Origin of the sequence: Agarivorans aestuarii (genome assembly GCF_019670125.1) — a bacterium.
GTDB classification, from domain to species: domain Bacteria; phylum Pseudomonadota; class Gammaproteobacteria; order Enterobacterales; family Celerinatantimonadaceae; genus Agarivorans; species Agarivorans aestuarii.
Genome location: NZ_AP023033.1, coordinates 3807896 through 3826950, shown reverse-complemented (window position 1 = coordinate 3826950; position 19055 = coordinate 3807896). Strand labels below are relative to the sequence as shown.

Below are 19055 nucleotides of genomic sequence, written 5' to 3'. Positions count from 1 at the left end.
GGTACAGTTATTTAACGCTGCTTGTAGTGTGTAGTTTTAGTATTTCATGCCTTCAGGCTAGTGAGAGAAACTGGTTACCTATTCATTCAGACTCTGAGTTTTTGCAACAAATATCACTGTCAGGTGGTGAGCAGTATCGCGCCAGTTACACCCAGCTAAGACAGCTAAAGATAATGAACAAGCCGCTAGAAAGTCATGGCGAGTTATTGCTCACTTTGCAAAATGGTGTACTTTGGCAACAGCACTTCCCAATCAAACAAACTCTAATTGTAACCCCAAAAAAAGTACAACAGCTTGATAATGAAGGTGAGCTGATAGAGCTCCCAGAAGCTGCTGAGAACATGCTCAGTGCTTGGGCTCCGATGATGCAACAAGTTATTCTTGGTCAATGGCAAGCCGTATCTAAGCAGTTTGAGGTGTTGCTACTAGAAGGCTCAAGCGCAAATAGTTGGCAGATTAAGTTGATGCCCAAAGACTCCAAAATACTGGGAGCTTTAATCGATATTGAATTACGTGGTTCTGCTTTTTTAAACAGTATCCAGATGCATCAAGCAAATGACGACCAGCTAACTATTCATTTAGTTAAATCGGAAGAGCGAGCGCTTTCCGAACAGGAGCTAAGTTGGCTAAATGAATAAACGGTTTTTGCTGATTTGGCTGGTTCTTATTGCTGTAAGTACTTTGGTTACTGTTCATCAAAGTGACGGGATTAGCGTAAATAGTGATATTAGGGCAATGCTGCCAGACTCTATGGCAGACCCACTTGGTCTAGTGGCTAGGCAGCAGCTAGAGACTAAGTTAGAAGGGCTTAACTTTATTGCTGTTGGGCATGAGAACAAAGTTACCGCGATACAAGCTGCCAAGGCATTCTCAAACAAGGTTGAGCAAACTGAAGCTTTTGACAAGGTTGTTTTACAACGACTAGACCAAGGAGCAAAGATCTCCAAAAGCTTATACCCGTATAGGTTTTCACGTCTTAGTCCGCAGCAGAAGCAAGCTTTGAGTGATGGTGATTATGCTGCCCTTATTGCAAAAGCGCAGAGCCAGTTGTGGTCTCCCGCAAGCTTGGTTACTTCTTCAACAATTATTGAAGATCCGTTTTTTCTATTCCTCGAACAATTAGATGGTTTTGCCAGTTTGTCCCTCTCTAATGATAATGGCTATTTACTTACTCAATCAGCAGGCAAATATTGGGTCTTGATAGAGCTATTGGTAAGCAAAAACGTCTTTTCACCTTCTCAACAAGGTAAGTTAATAAGTGCGATAGATAACAGCAGTAAAAGTCTTGAGAGGGAATTTGAAGGTGCCTCGTTGCTCAAAGCTGGTTTGTTGTTTCATGCGAATGCAGCAACTCAACAAGCAAGATTTGAAATGAGCACTATTGGCGGGTCGTCAATGCTTGTGATTTGCTTAATCATTCTTTTGTTTTTTCGTTCTATCAAGCCCTTAGCTCTTGCCTGTCTAAGTCTGTTAGGCGGCTTATTGTTGGCGTTAGCTATGGTAAGTCTGTTCTTTGAGCAGTTACATTTGCTTACCTTAGTATTTGGCGCCAGTTTAATAGGTATAGCCATTGATTATTCTTTTCACTTTTCTGCGGAGCATGCTGGTAAGCAAGTGTCTGCGCTAACAACCTTAAAGCGAATCTCACCTGCATTAGGCTTAAGTGCTTGTAGTAGTGTGCTTGCTTATTTATCGATGCTATTTGTCAACATGCAGGGTATTCAGCAGATGGCAGTGTTTTGCGCCGCAGGCTTGTTTGGTGCTGCTCTATCGCTATATTTGTTAGCACCTGTGATATGCGCGCAAATGCCAAAGGCTAGATGGTCCAGGAATGTTACACAGTTAAGCGTTAAAGCGTGGTTTTGGGTTGCATTGGTGGCTTTGATTGCTAGCGGGTTACTTCAGCTTAGATCCGAAAATGATCTCAGGCAGTTAAGAGGAAGCTTTCCTGAGGTAGAGCGTCAGCAAAAGCAGTTAATGGAGATGTATCAAAACGGTCAAGCGAACCAGTTTTTCTTGGTGAGAGGACAAAGTGCCGAACAGGTTTTACAAACAGAACAGCGGTTACTTGAGCGTTTAAGCGCTGTGATTGAACAAAAAGGTTTGGGTAAGGCGTGGGGCTTAAGTGAAATTATCCCAACAGTGGATGAGCAGCAGCTTAACTGGCAGTTGGTTCAGCAGTTTTATCAGCAGTTACCAAGTCTATTTGAACAAATGGGTTATAGCGAAGCGCTAGTGGAAAAAGCTCAAGGAAAGTTTGAGGCAAGTGACGCTATGGTTTTAACGCCTGAGCTATTTTTGGCGGCGCCTGTCAACCATGTTTTTAAAGATTTTTGGCTTAGCGATGGAAAACAGCAAGCATCAATAGTAAGCCTTTTTGATGTTCAAAATCTGAGTCAATTAGAAGCGCTGGCCCAAACTATTGAGGGGGTTGAGTTTGTCGACCCCGTGGCAGAAATTTCGCTCTCTTTAAATGTGTTAAGAAGCCAAGCTTCAACCCTTTTGCTGGTTGTGTTAGTGGTCATTAGTACGTTATTACTTATCCGTTTACCAAAGCTAAAAGCTTTGCGTTGTTTGGCAACTCCTACACTAGCTGTACTCTTTGCTTTATCAACTGTGGGCTGGTTAGGGCAGGGAGTCAGTCTATTTCATATTTTGGCCTTATTGTTGGTGTTTGGAGTGGGCTTGGATTATTCCTTATTTTATCAACTTAGTACTAAACCTAGTTATCGAATTGTTATGGCCACTAGCTTGGCGGCTTGTTCAACCTTACTGGCTTTTGGTTTACTGGCTTTAAGCACCACTCCCGCATTGTCGGGTTTTGGTGTGGTGGTATTGAGTGGTATCGCCTGTAGTTACTTACTTGCGCCTCTATTTGTCGAGTCTGCAAAGGAGTCAGAAAGATGATAAAAGTCGTTCAGCTAGGCTTGCTTGTATTTCTAACGGGATGCTCTATCACTGCGCCTCCCACAAGCAATATCTCTCGTGACTTGCTTACCCCAGCCGAACTTGGTGAATCAGTCGCAGTAGAACAACTTGTTAGCTTCGTTTTTAATGAAAAGAAGCAACAAATGTTAGTTCACATGGATATACAGCCATACGCTCTACAACTGTTGGCTTTTGACGGATTCTCTACACCTCTATTCAAGCTTAAATACGACGGAAGAAAGCTCGTAAAAGAGAACTACATTCCCTTAGTTGATGATGGAATGGCTAAAAGAATACTGGCAGATATGCAATTGGTTTACTGGCCGGTGCCTCGTTTAAACCAACAACTTGCTAGTGGAGGCTGGATGGTTGAGCAAACAATATGCCAGCAAGGTTTATCTTGTAGAAAGTTGTATCTAGATGATGATCTTGTCGCGGTAGTGCTTTATCAAAATGATAAGCAATGGCATAGCGATGTGAGTATTAATAACCTTACTGCAAACTATCAGATTGAAATTTCTACACTTAAGGTGCAGCACCATGAGTAAAGCGTATGGTTTACCTGCAATGGCAGTGATATGTGCATTGGGTAACAATAAACGGCAAGTTTGGGAGAATTGGTTATCTGGGAAAAAAGATACAAGCCAACTGCGTAGCGATTTAGTTCCGGGTGAACAAGTACTTGTTGGTGCGGTGCAAGCTGAATTGCCAGATTGTGATGTTCGTTTTCCGCAGCTTGCTAGTAGAAATAATCAGTTACTTGAAGCTGCCTTGCAGCAGATTGAGGATGAAGTAGAACAACTTATTGAGCAATATGGCCGCTCACGAATAGCGGTGGTATTGGGAACTAGCACCTCAGGCGTTGCCGAAGGCGAGCGCGCTTTATCTGAGCGATTAAATGGGCAATTTCCTGACTCCTTTCATTATGCCCAGCAAGAAATGGGTACACCGTCTCTCTATCTAAGCAAGAGGCTTGGTTTAACGGGGCCTGCTTATTGTATTTCAACTGCCTGTTCATCAAGTGCGAAGGTTTTTTCTTCAGCTAAAAACCTTTTAGCTAGTGGTATGACCGACGCGGTTATTTTGGGAGGAGTTGATAGCTTGTGCAAATTGACCTTGAATGGTTTTTTTGCCCTAGAGTCAGTGGCTAAGCATGATGCTCAACCTTTTGGTGAAGCTAGAGATGGAATCAACATTGGTGAAGGTGCAGCATTATTCATCATGACTAAAGCAGCTGCAAAGGTGAATTTATTGGGAGTAGGAGAGAGCTCAGATGCTCATCATATGTCGGCCCCTCAGCCCGAAGGTTTTGGAGCTGAAAGTGCCATGCTGGCGGTGTTGCAAGAGGCCGAGCTTGAGCCCGCTCAAATTGATTATATTAACTTGCACGGCACCGCGACTCCGTTGAATGACCGAATGGAGTCTTTAGCGGTAGAGCGAGTTTTTGGCAATGCTACATATTGTTCTTCGACTAAGCATCAAACTGGTCACACCTTGGGAGCTGCGGGCGCTATAGAAAACGCTTTATGCTGGCTGCTGTTAAATTCAACGTTTAATAGTAAATCGCAAATACCAGCAATGCATGCTGATTATGCTATAGACCCTCAGCTGCCTTCAATTAATTTGGTTTTTGAGCAAACCCTTACCGTAGAAAGCAAAAAAATAAGTACGACTCTAAGCCATTCGTTTGCGTTTGGTGGGAGCAATGCCGTGGTATGTCTAGGCCTTAAGGATATTGAAAATGAGTGAACCCTTACCAAGCATTGCTGAAGTATTACCTCACACAGCACCGATGATTCTTCTCGATAGAGTAGTAAGCTGGCAGGCTGATAAAATTTCTTGTGAAGTTGAGATCGGCGAAAATAGTCACCTTTTCAATGATTTGAAGCAAGCTGTTCCTAGCTATGTATCAATAGAATATATGGCTCAAGCTGTTGCAGCGTTGGCTGGATTAGAGGCTAAAGCTAAACAGCAAGAAGTTGAGGTTGGGTTTCTTATCGGTACTCGAAAATGTCAGCTTAAACGTAGTGAGTTTTTACTGGGTACAAAGCTGACAATATCAGCAGAAAGAATATACGCCGAAGAAGATGGATTAGCGGTCTGTGCATGCGAAGTTATTGACCAAGATGGCTCAATGTTGACCAGCGCACATTTGAATGTTTATCAACCAAAAAATGCGGTTGAGTTTGTTAAGGGAAGTTAATATGAGTGATAAACCGCGCGTATTGGTTACGGGAGCAAGCCGGGGTATAGGAAGGGCAATTGCAATTCGACTGGCTAAAGAGGGCTACCAAGTTGTTATCAACTATCGGAGCAACCATGAAGCCGCAAAGCAAGCCTTAAGCGCTGTTAGCGAGTTCTCGGCTACCAGCTACTTACTTCCTTTCGACATCAGCCAACGAGAGTTATCTAAACAATCTATCGATGAGGATATTGCGGAAAACGGCGCCTATTTTGGGGTAGTACTGAATGCGGGAATTGCTCGAGACAATGCGTTTCCAGCAATGACCGAACAAGAGTGGGATGGTGTTATACATACCAACTTAGATGGCTTGTATAACGTATTGCATCCATTGCTTATGCCGATGATTCAAACTCGAAAAGGTGGTCGAATCATTACTTTTTCGTCACTGTCTGGCGAAGTGGGTAATCGGGGGCAGGTTAATTATAGCGCTGCTAAAGCAGGCATTATTGGAGCTACTAAAGCCTTAGCCTTAGAAGTGGCCAAAAGAAAAATCACCGTAAACTGCGTGGCTCCAGGCTTAATTGATACCGACATGATGGCCGATTTGCCACTGGACGAGCTTAAGAAGCAAATCCCTCTGCGTCGCCTAGGTGATGTGGAAGAAGTCGCCGGTACTGTGGCGTTTCTTATGTCTAAAGATGCCGCTTACATTACTCGTCAGGTCATTTCAGTAAATGGAGGCATCGCGTGAGCCATCGAGTTGTTGTTACTGGAATGGGCGGCGTTACTGCTTTTGGTGAAAGTTGGGATGACATTCAGGAGAAGCTTAAGTTAGGCGAAAATGCAGTGCGTTATATGCCCGAGTGGGAGCGCTTCTCAGATATGCATACTAAGCTAGCTGCGCCTATTGACGACTATGAGTTACCCAAATACCCAAGAAAGAAAGTTAGAAGCATGGGGCGTGTTTCATTATTGGCAACAAGAGCGACAGAGTTAGCATTAACTCAGGCTGGCTTGCTAGATGATGAGAGGATTAAAGACGGGCGAATGGGCGTCTCTTATGGTTCGTCAATTGGCAGCACAGCACCGATTATGCATTTTGGCGATATGCTTAAAAATGGTAACTGCAAGGGAATATCTTCAACAACTTACATCCAAATGATGAGTCATACAGCTCCGGTAAACTTAGGGGTATTCTTTGAGCTAAAAGGTCGAGTTATTACTAGTTCGAGTGCTTGTACCTCAGGCAGTCAAGGAATTGGCTATGCCTACGAAGCCATTAAGTCAGGAGCCCAGCAACTTATGGTAGCTGGAGGAGCTGAAGAGTTATGCCCCTCAGAAGCAGTAGTGTTTGATACTCTTTTTGCAACTAGCACTCAAAATCAAAGCCCTAAAACCACTCCTCGCCCATTTGAAAAAAATCGCGACGGTTTAGTGATTGGCGAAGGTGCAGGAACACTAATTTTGGAGAACTTGGAACACGCTAAAGCACGTGGCGCCAAAATATATGCTGAGTTGGTGGGATTTGGTACTAATTCTGATGGGACTCATGTTACTCAACCTCAAAGCGCGACCATGAAGATTGCGATGGAGATGGCAATGCAAGATGCTGGAGTGAGTGGTGAGCAGATTGGGTATGTAAGCGCCCACGGTACAGCAACTGATAAAGGTGATATTGCAGAGAGTTATGCAACGCATCAGGCCTTAAATAAGCAGGTACCTATTAGTTCAATGAAAAGCTTTTTTGGACATACCTTAGGGGCTTGTGGAGCCCTTGAAGCGTGGTTTGCTATTGAAATGATGAACAATGGCTGGTTTGCCCCCACCGTTAATCTCAATACCGTTGATCCTGAGTGCGCCAGTTTGGATTACATTACTGGCTCAGGACGAAACATAAAGACCGACTTTGTTATGAGTAATAACTTTGCTTTCGGCGGAATAAACACCTCTCTCATATTCAAACGCTGGATGTGTTAAGAAAACATTAGGAAGTAGTACGTGGATTTTTATACAAAAGATAAGTTAAAAGCAGTGGATGCTATTGAGCAGGCGCAGCGTTTGGCTTTTGCTCCTGTCGCCTTTCACACTGCACGAAGCCTGCGAGATTTGGGAATTCTTAGTGCACTGGATGATGCTGGGGATAAAGGCTTAAATGCAGAAGATATTACTCAACTATCAGGTGTGAGTACTTACGGCGTTAAGGTTTTACTTGATATGGGCTTAAGTGCGGGACTGGTGACCTGGAGCGCAGATAAGCAAGTTTATGCTCTAACTAAAATGGGCTACTTTGTCGAGCATGACGGTATGACTAGGGCAAACATGGATTTCACTGCTGATGTTTGTTATGCCGGCTTACAACACCTTACTGAAGCCATTAGCGAAGGTACCCCCGCGGGATTAAAAGAACTTGGCGAATGGGACACTATATACGAAGGCCTATCGACCTTGCCGGAGCCTGCAAAGCAGAGCTGGTTCAACTTTGATCACTTTTATTCCGATAAAGCATTCCCTAAGTTGCTTGAAATCGTGTTTGCGAATCAACCTACAAAGATAGTAGATATCGGTGGAAATACCGGTAAGTGGGCGATTAAGTGTTGTGATTACAATGCCGATGTCTCTATGACTATTGTTGATTTACCTCAGCAATTGGCAATGGCAAAAGTAAATGCAGCTGAACACGGCTTTGCTGACCGCATAGAAGGTGTGGCGTGCAATATGCTGGATCCTAGCTGTGAATTACCTAAGCATGCAGATGTTTATTGGATGAGCCAGTTCTTAGATTGCTTCTCACCAAAGGAAATTGTGTCTATTTTGAGCCGGGTTAAATCGGCGATGAGTACCTCTAGCAGTATCTATATCTTGGAATTATTTCCCGATAGGCAAAGCCATGAGGCCGGTGCTCATAGTTTAAATGCAACTTCTCTTTATTTTACTTGTTTAGCCAATGGCAACAGTCGCTTCTATAGAGCACAAGATTTTGTTGAGTGTATTCACGAAGCAGGTTTAGAGATAGCCGAGCAGATAGACAATATTGGCTGGGGACACAGCTTAATCAAGTGCCAGTTACCAACAGAGTAACCCTAAATGATCTATAACAAGGACGAAAAATGATACGCGCAATTAGTATGTTATCTATAGTGGCAACCCTATTACTCACCCCTCTAGCTGTCATGGCTGAATCTAACGAAAAGGCTGTTGCGCCTAAGCCTTTATTGAATCAGTCTATTCCAGATAACCTGACACAAGAAGAAGTAAAATCACTTATGGTAAAGGCTGGCCTAAAACGTAATTGGGTCATTAAAGAAGAGCAAGCAGATCTAATGTTTGCAGAGATTTATGTGCGCTCGCACTACGTTGCAGTAGATATTAAGTTGCACGATGGCCAGTATGACATTTTATATCGTGATAGTGACAACATGAAATACAACCCAGCCTCTGGATATATTCATCGCAAATATAAGGGGTGGGTAAAAAACCTTAGCGGTGATATTCAAACAGAGCTAGGTAAAGCCTCTATTCAAAAATAAGCCTTAGTGGGGTTGAGGAATATGTCGACCCCCTAAGCTCTTCCCACAAGAGAATCATGGATGACACAACTCTATTTTCGCGCAGTACTACTGTTAATCTTTAGTATGAAAGTGACAGCTAATGACACAAATTTCATGAGTGTTAATGTTGGCTATGGGCCTCAACCAAGTGCAGAAGTTAGTCAGCGCAACTACACGGTCGGGCTAGACTACGAGTTCTATCGTTATAAGCGTAGTGAAAAGCAATGGTTAAGCCTAGGTGTTGGATACAGCTATGTGGGGACAGACTATGAACATAATCGCTCTTTACACGCAGTCTCTTTATATCCTCAGTTAACCTTATTGGCGACCCCTTATGGTGAGTGGCAACCTTGGTTTTTTGTTAGGGCGCTAGCACCTACCTATCTTAGTGAGAAGAATTTAGGGACTCGAACCCAAGCTAAGCATTTTGCATTTCAAGCTCAGGTTGGTTTAGGGCTAATTCATCAGCCTAGTAAATGGAACTTGGCTTTGTCTTACAAGCACTTCTCCAATGCTAATCTTTATCAACCTAACGATGGAATTGATATCCCCTTAGTTTTCAATTTTGGAAAGAGGTTCTAACGGGATGTTTACATCCGATATCTCATCAAAGTAACTCAATAATAGCGGTCTGTTTGAAGCCGATTCCGGTGTAAATGTTCTAGCGTGGTTGCAGCCTTCTAATAGCTCGAATGACTTTTCTACTTTACTACCTTGATACATTTTTTCACTAAACTGCCAGGGAATTAACGCGTCGCTTTCGCAATGCACAAATAGAATCTGTGTATCACTTAATAGATGAAGTCTTGGTAATGGGTCGTGAGAGGTATCAATAACTAATGGTATTAACCAAGAGCCAAGAAACCCTAAACTGTTCTGATCTACCACGTGCTTGGCCACCTCAGGAAAGCTGTGGAAAGATGAGTCAACAACTACGAGGTCAAACAACTCGCGTTGTTGAGAGTCCAATAAACCGTCAAGCATTACTGCTCCCCCCAGAGAAGTGCCTATTGAGATAAGTTGATAATTTTGAATCGCTGAAAACTGTTGTTCTACAAAGCGGAATATAGTTTTCGCGTCTGACCTTAGGTTATCGAAGTTGGGTACTCCGCTTGAGTTGCCGTAGCCAGAGTAATCAAACAGTAGCAAGTCGTAGTTTTGTTCGGTTACCCAAAGGTACTTTTCTACTGTTTCGCTAAGGTTGCCAGAGTTCCCGTGAAAGTGAACAACAATGCCTTGGCTGTTCAATGAGTCGGCGGAAACAAGTACTGTATGTAGCTGGTTACCCGAGTCTGACTCAATAAAGAAACTGTCATATTCTTTGCCAGGCAGATTAATTTCACCGCCTAACTTGGGGTTGTAGTACGGAGAATGGCTACAACCGATTAAGCCTAAACAAGCTGCAATTACAATCAGAAAACTTTTCATGCTCTCACCATCATCTCCGTAAGTCTCTGTATTAATTACTCGAGATACTTACGGATAGATCAGTTTGGTGAAGTCGTTAATTTGTTTCTGAGTTGTCGTCTAGCTTATTAGCGTGGTGAGTCCATGGCTAAACACCCACAGCCAAACAAGCTTCTACCAAGCGTGGTATAAAGGTTTTGGCTAAACCAGCTACGTTTATTCTACCACCACTGACGATATAAATGGCGTGTTGCTCGCGCAGTTGCTCCAGCTGATGCTGGTTAAAGCCGGTGAGTGAAAACATGCCTTGATGCTGGGTGAGATAACTAAAGCGATCGCTGCCCGACTGCAGGGCAAATTCTTGCGCTAAGCATTGGCGTAAATCACGCATGCGTTGGCTCATTTGATTTAGCTCTTGCTGCCATTGTTGGTTTAGCTGAGTATCATTTAGGATCTCGGCCACAATAGCTGCGCCCCAGTTGGGTGGCATGGTGTAGCTACGACGTGCCAGCTCGAAGAGTTTGCCGCGGGCATTGGTGGCTTGCTGTAAGGTTTCTCCTACTACTATGGCTACTCCACTACGTTCACGATATAAACCAAAACTCTTAGAGTTAGAGCTAGCAATTAGCAGCTCTGGGACTTGTTGGGCGAGGTGTTGTAAGCCTTGGATATCTTCCATTAAACCTTGGCCAAAACCTTGGTAAGCCAAGTCAACAAAAGGCAAAAAGCCATTTTTGAGTGCTAGTTCGGTAATTATTTGCCAAGCAGAAAAAGAGATGTCAGCACCGGTTGGGTTGTGACAGCAGCCATGCAATAGCAGTACGTCATCGGGTCCCAGCTTAGCCACTTGTTCTAACATAGCTGACTCATCAACTTGCTTGCTAACAGGGTCAAAATAGGGATAAAGACCCACTGCCAAACCAGCGGCTTGCATAATGGGTTGGTGGTTCACATAGCTGGGATTAGACAGCCATACCTTAGCATTAGGCTTGGCACTGGCAATGAGATCGGCCAGTAAACGTAAAGCGCCACTGGCCCCCGGGGTTTGCATGGCAATCGCCCGTGAAAATGCGTCGGTGCCGCTGAGCAATAAGTCTAACATGGCTTGGTTGTAACTGGCGTTTCCGGCTAAACCGATATAGGCCTGAGTGGTTTGCTGATCCAGTAAACGCTGCTGAGCAATACTTACTGCTTTCATTACCGGTGTTTCGCCTTGCTCGTTGCGGTAAACCCCTATTCCTAGGTCAATTTTGTTGTTGCGAGAGTCCTCTTTAAAGGCTAAACCTAATGACAAAATAGGATCATCTTTGGCGGCTGGAAGATTAGCAAACATAGTTATTCCTTTAGCTGTTAAGCAAGCGCTTTGCTTGGCTTATATCCACTGGCAATCACAACGCCAATGACAGTGCTTATAATACCGAATATTGTTAGTGGGTCGAGGCTTTCAGCAAACAGCCAAAAAGCCAGTAGTGATGCCAATACCGGGGTGAGCGAGCCCAAGGCCGAGCTTAACTCTGCGCCTAAACGACTAATTGCAAAGCTATAACAACAGCTTGCCAGTAGCCCAACAATAATCCCTTGAATCAGCATGTGGCTAAGTAGCTCCGAAATGGCAACTTGTCCTGCACCCCAGCTATGATTTGGATTCAAGCAGACATAAATAACTAATATGAGGGTATTGGGGACGGTAATCACCGCTGCTGTCTCTAGCGGGCTAAGGCCACTTTGGCGGGCAGACAACGTAAAAACCGCCCACAACAAGCTAGCGCCTAAAAACATTGCTTGTCCGAGTAGCTGTTGGCTGCTGGATTGGCTAAAACTGTTTGCTAGAAGTAGCAACACACCGATGAAGATGGCGCTTAAGCCTATTTTCTTATAGCGCTCAAAGGGCTGCTTAAACACCAGTACAGCAATGGCAGTAACAAAAAACGGAGCCACACCTGGCACTAGCGTGCTGCCTTGAGCCACTGGCGTATAAGACATCGCAATGGCGGAGCACAGGAAAAACGGTAGCCCAGCTCCGGCAATCATTCCCAGTAAATAGGGCCAAGCAACAGCAGTGATTTTAGACCAACGTTTTATCAACAGTGGGCATAGCAAAGCGGCCGGAATGACATAGCGAAACAAGCTTATTTCGAGCACGCTAAGTGGTGACAGAGCGCTACTGCGCAAGGATAGAAAGTAAGTAGACCAAATTACGATGGTTGCAATCGCGGCAATAAGGCCCGAGCGCCTTTGCTGGCGGGTGCATGAGAGCGGAACAACCTGCAATTTAGCTAAGCTTGCAGAGGAACTTATTGTAGCCATGATTCATATCCTTATAGAGATAAGGTATTGTTGCTAATGTTGCTTGGCTAAAGGAGGTTAAATGGGTGATTTTTTGCCTCTTTCTTAGCTTAGTTAGCTAATATGCAGATGATTGTTGGTTTTGATTGCTGGTGGTGTGGAATGAATAAAGTTGACCGAGAGCTATTACATTTGATTCAGCGTGATTGTCGGCTTACTACTGCCGAATTGGCGGAACAGGTAGGCTTGTCGGCGTCTCCAGTGGCTAGGCGTTTACGCTTACTCGAGAAGCAAGGCTATATTGAGGCTTATCGTGCTCACTTAAACAAAACCAAGCTAGGCCTGCAAATTACCACCTTTGTGCACGTGCGTTTAAAGGAGCACCAAGATGCACCGGTAATGGCCTTTGAAGCGGCAGTAAAAGACATGCCAGAAGTAGTCAGTTGCCATACTGTTTCCGGCGCTTTTGACTACTTGCTTCAAGTATTAACCGCAGACTTAGCAGCCTACGAAAAGTGGGTGAGGGCGCTACAGCGCTTAACCATGGTAAGCCACTTAGATAGTAGCTTTGCTATACGTGAAGTAAAAAATCATCAGCCTTTACCTGTTTAAGTAGGCCTTAGAACATTTAGACTTTTGCTCAATAAAGCCCTTCTTCTAAACGCCTCTCCCTTATTGAATATATGAGTTATCTACGCGTTTTTGCTAAAGCAAAGCGTGTTTGTTTTAGTATGAATATAATTTAGTAAGCGCTTTCTATATTTTCTTGCCTGAAATGCCAATTTTATAATTGTTTCCTGTCCATTTTTAGGTGTGCTGGTTATCTTTAAATCATTGTTAAATGTGAGTTTGTGCGCATATATGTAGAGAAAATAGGCTGGCTTTGATTGTATGGTTTTAAGCCGATATCAACAATGCTATAAAGAAAGCGCTTTCAAAATTAACAAGACAAGGATGACAAAATGAATGTTAAGTTTTGTTGTAAAGTGGCGGCGCTTCCTGTGCCGTTGTTGTTGCTTGCCTGTGGGTCTACAGAGCAAGCCAAGCAGTCGGAAGAAGCTTTACCACAGCCAGTAGGTAGCCCGGCTGCATATTGGCAATTGGTATGGAATGATGAGTTTGATGCCGACGAAATTGACCAGCGTAAGTGGAATGTAGAAGAGCATTGCTGGGGTGGCGGAGGCGCTAGCCAGCAATGTTATACCAAACGAAAAGCCAATATACAGGTGTCTGAGGGTAGCCTAAAGCTGCTGGCTAAAAAGGGTAGCTTTACTGGGCGCAGCTTGCCGAATGGTGATAAACGAATTACTAAGACTCAGCCCTTTTCCTCGGCAAAGTTAAGCACTAAAGGTAAGGTTGAATGGCGTTACGGCCGGGTTGAGGTGCGCGCAAAACTGCCTCAAGGACAAGGTACTTGGCCTGCTATCTGGATGTTACCCGCCGAAGATAAATATGGTCAATGGCCTGCATCTGGCGAGATTGACATTGTAGAGGCGGTGAATTTAAAAACGCCTAGCGACGCAAAGGGGGCTGATAACTCAGCCTTAGAGGATCGTTTGTATGGCAGCTTGCATTATGGCCGAGCGATGCCTGAAAACCTGCGTTCTGGAAAAGACTATCAGTTACCCAATGGCATAAACCCCGCTGATGGTTTTCATAGCTATACAGTGGAGTGGGAAGAAGGAGAGATCCGCTGGTTTATCGATAATGTTCACTATGCGACTCAGCGGCAAGATGAGTGGTACAGCCAATACCGCAACAATGGTCACTTGGTGACCGCTGAAGGAGCTGCACCGTTCGACCAAGCATTTTACTTAGGTTTAAACCTCGATGTGGGTGGCTCTTGGGCTGAGAATGCCAATGCTACAGGCGTAGATGGTGATATTTTTCCACAGGCATTAGAAGTGGACTATGTGCGGGTTTATCAGTGCACTGTGGAGCGAAGTAGCGGCAAAGGCTGCAATAGCGTACCGCAAGAAGCAAACTTAGTTGAAGGCTTTAGGCCTCCGATTACTGCAGCTGTGGATACGCAATTTGCGGCTGGGCCTCGTTTCTTCCTATTTGATGATGAGCTGGACTACAGCTTAATGCTAAATAGTTATGACCCAAGAAATGCGATGCGCTATCAGCTAATTGAAGATCCTCACCGCGGGCAAGTGATTGAGATTAGTAAAGCGGGCAAAGCCGGTAATGTGCATTTAACCGCACCTGAAACCAACATGAACCATTGGCAGGAAGGCGGGCAGCTCATCTTTGATTTAAAGCTGCTTAGTTATGATAAAGGCGCAAAATTGTTGGTGAAAATGGATAGCGGCTGGCCTCATGCCAGTGATTATGAAGTTGACTTGCCGGCGCTAGATGCCTGGACTGAAGTGAGGATAAATGTGGCTGATTTAGCCGCTAGAGGGAATAGCCTGGTATCTGGCAAGTCGGTTGATTTGACCAAAGTGGTTAATCTGTTTGTTGTCGAGCCTACAGCCAGTATGGATCTGCAAATTGACAAACTACGCTTTGAGTACCCTGAAGCCAGTTTGCCCTTTAACTTTAGCCAACGTGGCTTGGCTTACTACTTCTCAGATTTCGGCGGCAACAATAGTCAACTAATCCAAGATCCTAGCAAGCAGCGTAGCCGAGTTGCTCTTACTCGTAAATCGGCCAATGCTGCTGGTTGGGCGGGAACCAGCTTAGGAGAGGGCGCTGGTTTTTCCCAGGCTATTCAATTAGATGAGCCTAAGCCAACCATGAGCTTGTGGGTGTACTCTCCTGCTGTAGCAACGCCAGTAAGGTTAAAGATAACCGACAGTAAGCAACCGGATAGCTTTGCCGAAGTTGAAGTGCTTACTCAAAGCCAAGGACAGTGGGAGCAGCTAGTGTTTGACTTTAGCCAAGCCACTCCAAGCTGGCAGAGTGATACTCGCTACAACAAAGTAACTTTGTTTTTTAACTATGGGGTGCGCGGAGCAGAGGCCGGAGAACAAGTTTTCTACTGGGATCAATTGAAGGTAGGCAGCTAAAGCTGTTTGAAGAGCATTAAGTAAAAAGGGGAGAAGCCTAAGCTTCTCCCCTTTTTTATGCCGGTTTTATAGGGCTATTTTTTTTCGAATCGAATGTTATCTAATTTGAAGGTCATTTTGTCGCTTGGTTCAAATACTAATAGATTACTGATTGCTGCAATGTCAGCTTTTTTACCTGCTGCATGGCTATTTCCGCCAGCTAGAATATCTTTAATATTTAAGCGAACTTCTTTCCATTCACCCGCTGCTGGCAGTGGCACTTCAACATCACTGGTGTGTGGCCAACCGCTATCGAGTTTCACAAGGAGTTTGGCGTTGCTAGCTTGCTCTTCAACTTTAATATCAAAGATGAGCTGACCACTTTCTAGCCAGTGACTTAAGTCGGTAAGTGGTGCTCTAAAGTAAATGTTACCGGCACCACCGCTTTTAATCACTTCAATCACTTTACCGCGGCTTGCTTCGTTAACTTCTGAATACTTAACCGTATCTACCGGGTTGTAGCTTTCAAAGGCTAGCGATTCATTTAGGCTATCGCTGTAAATATCCAATAGTGGGCCATCAGCATAGGCATCATCTACCGCTAGAATAGCTGGTGGTGTTACGCCTGGAACCATAACTGCGTCATCTGATTTAGCTGCACAGCCTTTACCTTTCCAGCGGTCAACACTGCAGCGGTAAACTTTTACTGAATCAATCGAAAAGGTTTGTGGGAAGATTGATTCATCAATTCCGCCTTCATTGGCCTTCGCTGCCCAGTTACCGCCTACCGCAAGGTTAAGCAATAAGTGGAATTTTTGGTTAAACGGAGCTTCTGATTCTGCATTAACCAACATGCCATCTTTCTCATATTGGCTATACCAGCCCTCGTGAGTTTGAGTTGCGTAGTGGTAGTTATCGACGTACCAGCGAATCTCACCTTCTTCCCACTCAATGGCATAGGTATGGTAATCATCTGCTGGGTTGGCACCATTCGGTAGTTTAACTCCTTGGCCTACGTGAGCATTGTCGGGCCACTTTTTACCAAAGTGTAGGGTGCCATGGATGCGCGATTCAGGCTCGCCAATAGCGCCAGTTTCATCTGATTTAGCCTTTAGGTTTACCGCTTCCATGATGTCAATTTCACCCGATGCAGCCCAGCCACCGTAGACCCAGTCAGATGGTAGCATCCAAATAGCTGGCCAAGTACCTTGACCCGATGGCAACTTAGCGCGGATCTCAAAGCGACCGTATTTCCATTCTTTCTTGTTTAAGGTGCGTAAACGGGCAGAGGTGAATGGAAGGGTTTTGTTTAAGCCTTTTTTACCGTCGGGATTGTCTGGACCAGTGAAGTTTCCTTTCTTGGCAACAATGTTAAGTTTGCCATCTTCAACAAAGGCATTTACCTTGCGGTCGGTATAACACTGCTGCTCGTTATTACCACCACCCCAACAGTTTTCTTCAAAGCCCCATTTGCGGGTATCAATTTCGTCACCGTCAAATTCGTCACTCCAAATTAGTTTCCATTTGTCGCTTGGAGTGACTGGCTCGCCAGTAATTTCTTTGGCTGGTTTGGTTTGAACCAAGCCACTACTTCCGTCTGAAGAAGACGAAGTGGAGCCACAGGCTGTAAGTGTGGTGGCTAGCGCTAGTGCTGAGAGTTTTCCAACAGAACTCGGCTTAATCATCATTATTCTTCCTTGCTAAGCTAAAATCATTTTGTAAGCGCTTTCTTTATAGCATTTGTGTGCATTGCTTTAAATATCGTCGTTTTAGATCTGCATAATTGTCATCTATATTTGCGCGTTACTTCACAAAGGCTAGTGTTTTAAGGGCTTTTGGGCGGTTTTGGCATAGTGGGGAAATTGCATGATTAGTTGAATGGATATCGTGTTCTGTTCCCTATTTATTAGATTAATTTAGCAAGCGCTTTCTTTTTGATTGCTGTTTTGCAAGCAAGAAGTCTTTTTACTGGCTGCTTATAAGGTAAACTTGTAGCTACACAAAGCGAGCAAACATGGGCGGTGATGCCACTTTGCTCTGTTTATAGTGTGATAGTATGTTGAAAATATGCGCAATTTTATTTTGTTAGCGTTTACTTTGTCGACTATATCGCCGTTTCCGCTCATATTACTAGCAAGCTGCGGCGATATTTAGTAAAAAGTAACAAGCATTGCGCCATGCGCATGAGTAAAGAACGGGTATTGAACAGTAGGGTTAATGAGTTGATAACAATAAAGGAAGTGTCTGAGCTGGCCAAAGTGTCTCAGGCTACTGTATCAAGAGCGATTAACGGTCACTCTTCAGTAAAGGAAAAAAATCGCATCAAAGTGTTTAATGCGATAGAACAACTCGGTTATAAACCTAATACCTTCGCTCAGGCTTTAGCGTCTAATCGCTCAAACAGTATTGGCATGCTAGTGGGCAGTTTAGATGGCCCATACTTTGGCCCTTTAATGCACAATACTGAAAACATTATTCGTGAAGAACGTCTGCACCTTATTGTTGCCAGTGGCCAGGAGTCCAAAACTAAAGAAGTTGATTCGATAGAGTTTTTGGCTTCGAAAAAGGTGGACGGTTTAATCATCCACTCAGACAAGTTGTCAGACAACGAACTGATTAAGATTGCCGAAGACACTCCAGCGTCAATTATTTTGAACCGGAATATTCCCGAGTTATCAGGGCGCTGTATCTGGATTGATAATGAGCTTGGTGGTTATTTAGCCACCAAGCACTTAATCGATAGCGGCCATACCAAGGTTGCCTGCATCACTGGGCAAATGAGTAAGGTGGAAAGTCGCGACCGCTTGCAGGGCTATCGCAATGCTTTAGCCGAGGCGGGCATAGCTTACGATGCAAACTTGGTAATTGAAGGTCGTTTTGATCACGAAGGCAACCACGAAACCGTGCACCGTTTAATGTCTCGCAATAAAGGCTTTACCGCTATTTTTTGTCAAAACGACAACATTGCTCTAGCTGTGTATAACGTATGCAGTGACGCCAAGCTAACCATTGGTGAAGATATTTCAATTGTTGGTTTTGATAACGACACTTATAGCCAGCACATTCGCCCTCGATTAACTACGGTGAGCTTTCCCATCGAACAGCTTAGTTACGAAGCGGCTCAAGGCGTAGTGGCCTTAATTAATGACAGAGCGCACACGATAACTGAGAAACTAGCTCCAGAGTTAATCATTCGTAACTCAGTTAAGCAGTTGAATAGCGATAAAGCAGGGTAATCACTTAGCCAATAGCCTAAGTGATTAAACAGGATTTTAGTTGCCCCAAAGCTGGGCTTTTAGGTGGCTAAGTTGTTGCTGAATATCACCAGAAACGGTGATTTTAGGTGAGTTGTTATCGTTAGTATCTTGGTTTTCTACAATCAGCACTTTGGCGTCTTGGCTTAGTGTATGAGTGTGGTAAACCCCTTGCTTAATGTTGTAAAGCTTTCCGGCTTGCATGTCGGTTGCAACAATCTCTCCGAGCTTTCCTTGAGTTGTTTCGGCGCAAAATAGAATGCACTTTCCTTCAAGTAAAACAAATACTTCATCGGTTTCTAAGTGACACTGAAAGTTGTCGATGAGCTCAGTTTCGAGCTCATCAATGTAGTTTAATATGGCGACTCGCCAGGTCTGAAAATCCACGACGGGAGCATATCCCGCCGCGTTGTAATCAGACACCTCTACTAGGTGGCTGTTCACTGTTTTTCCT

18 protein-coding genes are annotated in these 19055 nt (G+C 44.3%); 13 read left to right on the top strand and 5 right to left on the bottom strand.

Features of this window, described 5'->3' with window-relative positions; all coding sequences use genetic code 11:
* Nucleotides 1-26 precede the first annotated feature (26 nt).
* Genes K5609_RS17730 through K5609_RS17685 form a run of 10 tightly spaced genes read left to right on the top strand, consistent with a single transcriptional unit; the run spans nt 27 to nt 9243 of the window.
* Nucleotides 27-638, top strand: a complete 612-nt coding sequence (locus tag K5609_RS17730; protein ID WP_221074794.1) for a LolA family protein — start codon at nt 27-29, stop codon at nt 636-638.
* Entirely contained in the window at nt 631-2907 is a 2277-nt protein-coding gene (locus tag K5609_RS17725) for an MMPL family transporter (RefSeq protein WP_221074793.1), read from the top strand. The genes K5609_RS17730 and K5609_RS17725 overlap by 8 nt, the downstream gene beginning before the upstream one ends.
* Entirely contained in the window at nt 2904-3476 is a 573-nt protein-coding gene (locus tag K5609_RS17720) for a DUF3261 domain-containing protein (RefSeq protein WP_221074792.1), read from the top strand. Before K5609_RS17725 ends, K5609_RS17720 begins: the two co-directional genes overlap by 4 nt.
* On the top strand, nt 3469-4677 hold the full coding sequence (locus K5609_RS17715; RefSeq protein ID WP_221074791.1) for a beta-ketoacyl-[acyl-carrier-protein] synthase family protein: 1209 nt from the start codon (nt 3469-3471) through the stop codon (nt 4675-4677). The genes K5609_RS17720 and K5609_RS17715 overlap by 8 nt, the downstream gene beginning before the upstream one ends.
* A complete protein-coding gene (locus K5609_RS17710) occupies nt 4670-5131 on the top strand; it encodes a hotdog family protein (protein WP_221074790.1) in 462 nt (153 codons plus the stop codon). Before K5609_RS17715 ends, K5609_RS17710 begins: the two co-directional genes overlap by 8 nt.
* A 1-nt stretch (nt 5132) precedes the next feature.
* On the top strand, nt 5133-5864 hold the full coding sequence (gene fabG / locus K5609_RS17705) for a 3-oxoacyl-ACP reductase FabG (protein ID WP_221074789.1): 732 nt from the start codon (nt 5133-5135) through the stop codon (nt 5862-5864).
* The gene (locus K5609_RS17700) at nt 5861-7090 is read left to right on the top strand and encodes a beta-ketoacyl-ACP synthase (protein WP_281423329.1); all 1230 of its coding nucleotides are present in this window, start codon (nt 5861-5863) and stop codon (nt 7088-7090) included. Before fabG ends, K5609_RS17700 begins: the two co-directional genes overlap by 4 nt.
* 21 nt (nt 7091-7111) lie before the next feature.
* Complete coding sequence (locus K5609_RS17695; RefSeq protein WP_221074788.1) at nt 7112-8191, top strand: class I SAM-dependent methyltransferase; 1080 nt, start codon at nt 7112-7114, stop codon at nt 8189-8191.
* A gap of 29 nt (nt 8192-8220) precedes the next feature.
* Complete coding sequence (locus K5609_RS17690; RefSeq protein ID WP_221074787.1) at nt 8221-8640, top strand: hypothetical protein; 420 nt, start codon at nt 8221-8223, stop codon at nt 8638-8640.
* A gap of 60 nt (nt 8641-8700) precedes the next feature.
* Nucleotides 8701-9243, top strand: a complete 543-nt coding sequence (locus K5609_RS17685; protein WP_221074786.1) for an acyloxyacyl hydrolase — start codon at nt 8701-8703, stop codon at nt 9241-9243.
* Here the strand turns inward: K5609_RS17685 and K5609_RS17680 are convergent.
* From K5609_RS17680 to K5609_RS17670, 3 genes are all read right to left on the bottom strand, one after another.
* Nucleotides 9214-10089, bottom strand: coding sequence for an alpha/beta hydrolase (locus tag K5609_RS17680; RefSeq protein WP_221074785.1), 876 nt, complete (start codon nt 10087-10089; stop codon nt 9214-9216). The genes K5609_RS17685 and K5609_RS17680 overlap by 30 nt on opposite strands.
* 127 nt (nt 10090-10216) lie before the next feature.
* On the bottom strand, nt 10217-11401 hold the full coding sequence (locus K5609_RS17675) for an amino acid aminotransferase (protein ID WP_221074784.1): 1185 nt from the start codon (nt 11399-11401) through the stop codon (nt 10217-10219).
* Between the two features lie 17 nt (nt 11402-11418).
* A complete protein-coding gene (locus K5609_RS17670) occupies nt 11419-12375 on the bottom strand; it encodes a DMT family transporter (protein WP_221074783.1) in 957 nt (318 codons plus the stop codon).
* 141 nt (nt 12376-12516) lie between these two features.
* Here K5609_RS17670 and K5609_RS17665 point away from each other — a divergent pair, with 141 nt between their 5' ends.
* Together K5609_RS17665 and K5609_RS17660 are read left to right on the top strand one after the other, a co-directional pair.
* A complete protein-coding gene (locus K5609_RS17665; protein ID WP_221074782.1) occupies nt 12517-12966 on the top strand; it encodes an Lrp/AsnC family transcriptional regulator in 450 nt (149 codons plus the stop codon).
* Nucleotides 12967-13316: 350 nt separating this feature from the next.
* Complete coding sequence (locus tag K5609_RS17660; protein ID WP_221074781.1) at nt 13317-15368, top strand: glycoside hydrolase family 16 protein; 2052 nt, start codon at nt 13317-13319, stop codon at nt 15366-15368.
* Nucleotides 15369-15442: 74 nt separating this feature from the next.
* Here K5609_RS17660 and K5609_RS17655 read toward each other — a convergent pair whose 3' ends face one another.
* Nucleotides 15443-17035 carry a glycoside hydrolase family 16 protein gene (locus tag K5609_RS17655; RefSeq protein WP_246611889.1) on the bottom strand — a complete coding sequence of 531 codons (1593 nt, stop codon included), beginning with the start codon at nt 17033-17035 and terminating at the stop codon, nt 15443-15445.
* Nucleotides 17036-17524: 489 nt separating this feature from the next.
* Here K5609_RS17655 and K5609_RS17650 point away from each other — a divergent pair, with 489 nt between their 5' ends.
* Complete coding sequence (locus K5609_RS17650) at nt 17525-18583, top strand: LacI family DNA-binding transcriptional regulator (RefSeq protein ID WP_246611888.1); 1059 nt, start codon at nt 17525-17527, stop codon at nt 18581-18583.
* Nucleotides 18584-18619: 36 nt separating this feature from the next.
* Here K5609_RS17650 and K5609_RS17645 read toward each other — a convergent pair whose 3' ends face one another.
* Nucleotides 18620-19045, bottom strand: coding sequence for a hypothetical protein (locus tag K5609_RS17645; protein ID WP_246611887.1), 426 nt, complete (start codon nt 19043-19045; stop codon nt 18620-18622).
* Nucleotides 19046-19055 lie beyond the last annotated feature (10 nt).

Bases quoted from the DNA above. Each gene is read 5' to 3' on its own strand.
- K5609_RS17655 (WP_246611889.1), bottom strand. From the start codon at position 17,035: ATGATGATTAAGCCGAGTTCTGTTGGAAAACTCTCAGCACTAGCGCTA.
- K5609_RS17685 (WP_221074786.1), top strand. From the start codon at position 8,701: ATGACACAACTCTATTTTCGCGCAGTACTACTGTTAATCTTTAGTATG.
- K5609_RS17710 (WP_221074790.1), top strand. From the start codon at position 4,670: ATGAGTGAACCCTTACCAAGCATTGCTGAAGTATTACCTCACACAGCA.
- K5609_RS17715 (WP_221074791.1), top strand. From the start codon at position 3,469: ATGAGTAAAGCGTATGGTTTACCTGCAATGGCAGTGATATGTGCATTG.
- fabG (WP_221074789.1), top strand. From the start codon at position 5,133: ATGAGTGATAAACCGCGCGTATTGGTTACGGGAGCAAGCCGGGGTATA.
- K5609_RS17670 (WP_221074783.1), bottom strand. From the start codon at position 12,375: ATGGCTACAATAAGTTCCTCTGCAAGCTTAGCTAAATTGCAGGTTGTT.
- K5609_RS17725 (WP_221074793.1), top strand. From the start codon at position 631: ATGAATAAACGGTTTTTGCTGATTTGGCTGGTTCTTATTGCTGTAAGT.
- K5609_RS17650 (WP_246611888.1), top strand. From the start codon at position 17,525: ATGCGCATGAGTAAAGAACGGGTATTGAACAGTAGGGTTAATGAGTTG.
- K5609_RS17675 (WP_221074784.1), bottom strand. From the start codon at position 11,401: ATGTTTGCTAATCTTCCAGCCGCCAAAGATGATCCTATTTTGTCATTA.
- K5609_RS17665 (WP_221074782.1), top strand. From the start codon at position 12,517: ATGAATAAAGTTGACCGAGAGCTATTACATTTGATTCAGCGTGATTGT.
- K5609_RS17660 (WP_221074781.1), top strand. From the start codon at position 13,317: ATGAATGTTAAGTTTTGTTGTAAAGTGGCGGCGCTTCCTGTGCCGTTG.
- K5609_RS17690 (WP_221074787.1), top strand. From the start codon at position 8,221: ATGATACGCGCAATTAGTATGTTATCTATAGTGGCAACCCTATTACTC.
- K5609_RS17680 (WP_221074785.1), bottom strand. From the start codon at position 10,089: ATGAAAAGTTTTCTGATTGTAATTGCAGCTTGTTTAGGCTTAATCGGT.
- K5609_RS17720 (WP_221074792.1), top strand. From the start codon at position 2,904: ATGATAAAAGTCGTTCAGCTAGGCTTGCTTGTATTTCTAACGGGATGC.